General features: G+C 56.5%; 2 rRNA genes. Both read right to left on the bottom strand.

The annotated features are described in order from the left end of the window. Positions 1 to 42: 42 nt before the first annotated feature. Positions 43 to 3,184: ribosomal RNA gene (locus tag AC3X7Z_RS19615) — 23S ribosomal RNA — on the bottom strand. A 520-nt stretch (positions 3,185 to 3,704) separates the two neighbouring features. After that, positions 3,705 to 5,219, bottom strand: a 16S ribosomal RNA gene (locus AC3X7Z_RS19610). Together the 16S and 23S rRNA genes form the textbook arrangement of a ribosomal RNA operon. Positions 5,220 to 5,247: the final 28 nt, after the last annotated feature.

The following is a 5,247-nucleotide window of genomic DNA, read 5'->3' as shown; positions in this document are numbered from 1 at the left end:
ATGTGTGTTCGTCTTTTGCGCGTGTGTGGTCTTGTACGGTGTTGGGACAAGCCCTCGGCCTATTAGTACCGGTCGGCTAGGCATTACTGCTGTACACCTCCGGCCTATCAACCCCATGTTCTGTGGGGGGCCTTACCCCATTATTTGGGTGGGAAACCTCATCTTGAAACGTGCTTCCCGCTTAGATGCATTCAGCGGTTATCACTTCCGAACGTAGCCAACCAGCCGTGCTCTTGGCAGAACAACTGGCACACCAGAGGTTCGTCCATCCCGGTCCTCTCGTACTAGGGACAGCCTTTCTCAAGTTTCCTGCGCGCGCGGCGGATAGGGACCGAACTGTCTCACGACGTTCTAAACCCAGCTCGCGTGCCGCTTTAATGGGCGAACAGCCCAACCCTTGGGACCTACTCCAGCCCCAGGATGCGACGAGCCGACATCGAGGTGCCAAACCATCCCGTCGATATGGACTCTTGGGGAAGATCAGCCTGTTATCCCCGGGGTACCTTTTATCCGTTGAGTGACCACGCTTCCACATGCCGTGGCCAGATCACTAGTTCCGACTTTCGTCCCTGCTCGACATGTCTGTCTCACAGTCAAGCTCCCTTGTGCACTTACACTCGCTACCTGATTGCCAACCAGGCTGAGGGAACCTTTGAGCGCCTCCGTTACATTTTAGGAGGCAACCGCCCCAGTTAAACTACCCATCAGGCACTGTCCCTGATCCGGATAACGGACCTAGGTTAGACATCTAGTACGACCAGAGTGGTATTTCAACGTTGACTCCACCTCCACTGGCGTGAAAGCTTCACAGTCTCCCACCTATCCTACACAAGCCGTACCAAACACCAATACCAAACTATAGTAAAGGTCCCGGGGTCTTTCCGTCCTGCCGCGCGTAACGAGCATCTTTACTCGTAGTGCAATTTCGCCGAGTCCATGGTTGAGACAGTAGGAAAGTCGTTACTCCATTCGTGCAGGTCGGAACTTACCCGACAAGGAATTTCGCTACCTTAGGATGGTTATAGTTACCACCGCCGTTTACTGGGGCTTAAATTCTCAGCTTCGACCACAAGTGGTCTAACCGGTCCTCTTAACCTTCCAGCACCGGGCAGGAGTCAGTCCGTATACATCGTCTTACAACTTCGCACGGACCTGTGTTTTTAGTAAACAGTCGCTTTCCCCTGGTCTCTGCGGCCATCACCGCTTCCCCCAGCAAGTGGGTTCACGGATCCGGCCCCCCTTCTCCCGAAGTTACGGGGGCATTTTGCCGAGTTCCTTAACCATGGTTGTCTCGATCGCCTTAGTATTCTCTACTTGATCACCTGAGTCGGTTTGGGGTACGGGCGGCTCGTTGCTCGCTAGAGGTTTTTCTCGACAGCATAGGATCACCCACTTCGCCAAGATTGGCTCCGCGTCACGTCTCAGACTCCACACTGAAGTGGATGGTGCGGATTTGCCTACACCACGTCCTACGCGCTTGCCCACAGACAACCATCGCTGTGGCTGGGCTACCTTCCTGCGTCACCCCATCGCTTGACTACTACCAGCTCGGGTCCCACGCTCCGCCTCCCAGCCTCGCCCCGAAGGGTCCGGTCCGAGAGGTTTCGGGTGGTTAGCATCACCAGGTTCGTCATGGGCGCAACTTCGCCGGTACGGGAATATCAACCCGTTGTCCATCGACTACGCCTGTCGGCCTCGCCTTAGGTCCCGACTTACCCAGGGCAGATTAGCTTGACCCTGGAACCCTTGATCATTCGGCGCACGGGTTTCTCACCCGTGATTCGCTACTCATGCCTGCATTCTCACTCGTGTGGCCTCCACGCCTGGATCACTCCGACGCTTCACTGCCCACACGACGCTCCCCTACCCATCCAGCGCACTGAACACCGATTCCTCGATGCTGATGTATTCGCTGAATGCCATAGCTTCGGCGGATGACTTGAGCCCCGCTACATTGTCGGCGCGGAATCACTTGACCAGTGAGCTATTACGCACTCTTTCAAGGGTGGCTGCTTCCAAGCCAACCTCCTGGTTGTCAATGCGACTCCACATCCTTTTCCACTTAGTCACCGCTTAGGGGCCTTAGCTGATGGTCTGGGCTGTTTCCCTCTCGACTACGGAGCTTATCCCCCGCAGTCTCACTGCTGCGCTCTCACTTACCGGCATTCGGAGTTTGGCTAACGTCAGTAACCTTGTAGGGCCCATTAGCTATCCAGTGCTCTACCTCCGGCAAGAAACACGCAACGCTGCACCTAAATGCATTTCGGGGAGAACCAGCTATCACGAAGTTTGATTGGCCTTTCACCCCTATCCACAGGTCATCCCCTCAGTTTTCAACCTAAGTGGGTTCGGTCCTCCACGTCGTCTTACCGACGCTTCAACCTGCCCATGGATAGATCACTTCGCTTCGGGTCTTGAGCGCGCTACTGAATCGCCCTATTCGGACTCGCTTTCGCTACGGCTTCCCCACACGGGTTAACCTCGCAACACACCGCAAACTCGCAGGCTCATTCTTCAAAAGGCACGCCGTCACCCACACACCCCCAAAGGGAATGCACAAGCTCCGACGGATTGTAGGCACACGGTTTCAGGTACTATTTCACTCCCCGCCAGGGGTACTTTTCACCTTTCCCTCACGGTACTTGTCCGCTATCGGTCATCAAGGAGTATTTAGGCTTAACGGGTGGTCCCGCCAGATTCACACGGAATTTCAGGGGTTCCGTGTTACTTGGGAACACGCTCCAGAGCCAGCGCTTTACGTCTACGGGCCTATCACCCTCTACGGTACGGCTTTCCAACCGACTTCGACTTCCACACTGGTTTCTTACTCTGCTCCTCACCGGCAGATGAGAATGAGCGGTCCCACAACCCCCCGAATGCAACCCCTGCCGGGTATCACACACTCGAGGTTTGGCCTCTTCCGATTTCGCTCGCCACTACTCTCGGAATCACTGTTGTTTTCTCTTCCTGTCGGTACTGAGATGTTTCACTTCCCGACGTTCCCTCCACACACCCTATGTGTTCAGATGTGGGTAACACGACATGACTCGTGCTGGGTTTCCCCATTCGGACACCCCCGGATCACAGTTCGGTTGCCAACTCCCCAGGGCTTATCGCAGGCTCCAACGTCCTTCATCGGCTCTTGATGCCAAGGCATCCACCATGTGCCCTTCATAGCTTGTCTCAACAACGTCAAAACAACACACGCTGAAACAAAAAACGAAAAAACACACCACCCACCCCCAATCAAAGGGCAGGTGATTCACTCACAACCCACACCACACCCAGCCCACACCCACACCACCGCACCCCCACCCCCTCAACAAACAAGAAAGGAAAGGATCCGACACGTGCGTGCGCACCAAGGCGGCATCGGTTGCAAAGATGCTCGCGTCCACTATGCAGATCTCAAACAACAACCCCACCAACCCCCACCACCACCCCCACGGGGCACCAGCAGACGAAGAGGGAACAGAAGGCGCCTCACGGCTGATCCTTCAGGACCCAACAGTGTGTCTGACCCCACCCCCACCAACGCAGGACCTGGGTAAACCACCCACCACCAACCCCCCACCCACGAACCCGTCCCGAAGAACAAGCCCATGCATGAGCGACCAGCAGCAGCTGACGTCGACGATTCCACTAGTGAGACACCACCATGCGTGCCGAAACATTCGCCCGGCATCGGGGTGTGTGCTCCTTAGAAAGGAGGTGATCCAGCCGCACCTTCCGGTACGGCTACCTTGTTACGACTTCGTCCCAATCGCCAGCCCCACCTTCGACGGCTCCCTCCACAAGGGTTGGGCCACCGGCTTCGGGTGTTGCCGACTTTCGTGACGTGACGGGCGGTGTGTACAAGGCCCGGGAACGTATTCACCGCAGCGTTGCTGATCTGCGATTACTAGCGACTCCGACTTCATGGGGTCGAGTTGCAGACCCCAATCCGAACTGAGACCGGCTTTTTGGGATTCGCTCCCCCTTACGGGATCGCAGCCCTTTGTACCGGCCATTGTAGCATGCGTGAAGCCCTGGACATAAGGGGCATGATGACTTGACGTCATCCCCACCTTCCTCCGAGTTGACCCCGGCAGTCTCCTATGAGTCCCCACCATTACGTGCTGGCAACATAGAACGAGGGTTGCGCTCGTTGCGGGACTTAACCCAACATCTCACGACACGAGCTGACGACAGCCATGCACCACCTGTACACCCCCAAAAGAAGCCCCATCTCTGGAGCGGCAGGGTGTATGTCAAACCCAGGTAAGGTTCTTCGCGTTGCATCGAATTAATCCGCATGCTCCGCCGCTTGTGCGGGCCCCCGTCAATTCCTTTGAGTTTTAGCCTTGCGGCCGTACTCCCCAGGCGGGGCGCTTAATGCGTTAGCTGCGGCACGGAATCCGTGGAATGGACCCCACACCTAGCGCCCAACGTTTACGGTGTGGACTACCAGGGTATCTAATCCTGTTCGCTCCCCACACTTTCGCTCCTCAGCGTCAGGTAATTCCCAGAGAACCGCCTTCGCCACCGGTGTTCCTCCTGATATCTGCGCATTTCACCGCTACACCAGGAATTCCGTTCTCCCCTGAATACCTCTAGTCTGCCCGTATCGAAAGCAAGCGCCGTGTTAAGCACGGCGTTTTCACTCCCGACGCGACAAACCGCCTACGAGCCCTTTACGCCCAATAATTCCGGACAACGCTCGCACCCTACGTATTACCGCGGCTGCTGGCACGTAGTTGGCCGGTGCTTCTTTACCTGTTACCGTCACTTGCGCTTCGTCACAGGCGAAAGAGGTTTACAACCCGAAGGCCGTCATCCCTCACGCGGCGTTGCTGGATCAGGCTTCCGCCCATTGTCCAATATTCCCCACTGCTGCCTCCCGTAGGAGTCTGGGCCGTGTCTCAGTCCCAGTGTGGCCGGTCACCCTCTCAGGCCGGCTACCCGTCGAAGCCATGGTGAGCCATTACCTCACCATCAAGCTGATAGGCCGCGAGCACATCCCTGGCCGAAAAACTTTCCACCACACCGCATGCACGACATGGTCATATCCGGTATTAATCACCGTTTCCGGTGGCTATCCCGAAGCCAAGGGCAGATTACTCACGTGTTACTCACCCGTTCGCCGCTCGAGTACCCCCGAAAGGGCCTTTCCGCTCGACTTGCATGTGTTAAGCACGCCGCCAGCGTTCGTCCTGAGCCAGGATCAAACTCTCCATCGAAAAACACGCACCCACACCCACCACCAAA

It is taken from the genome of Nocardioides sp. Z24_21 (genome assembly GCF_058134345.1).
Note: the sequence above shows the minus strand (reverse complement) of the source record. Positions and strands in the feature narration are given on the sequence as shown.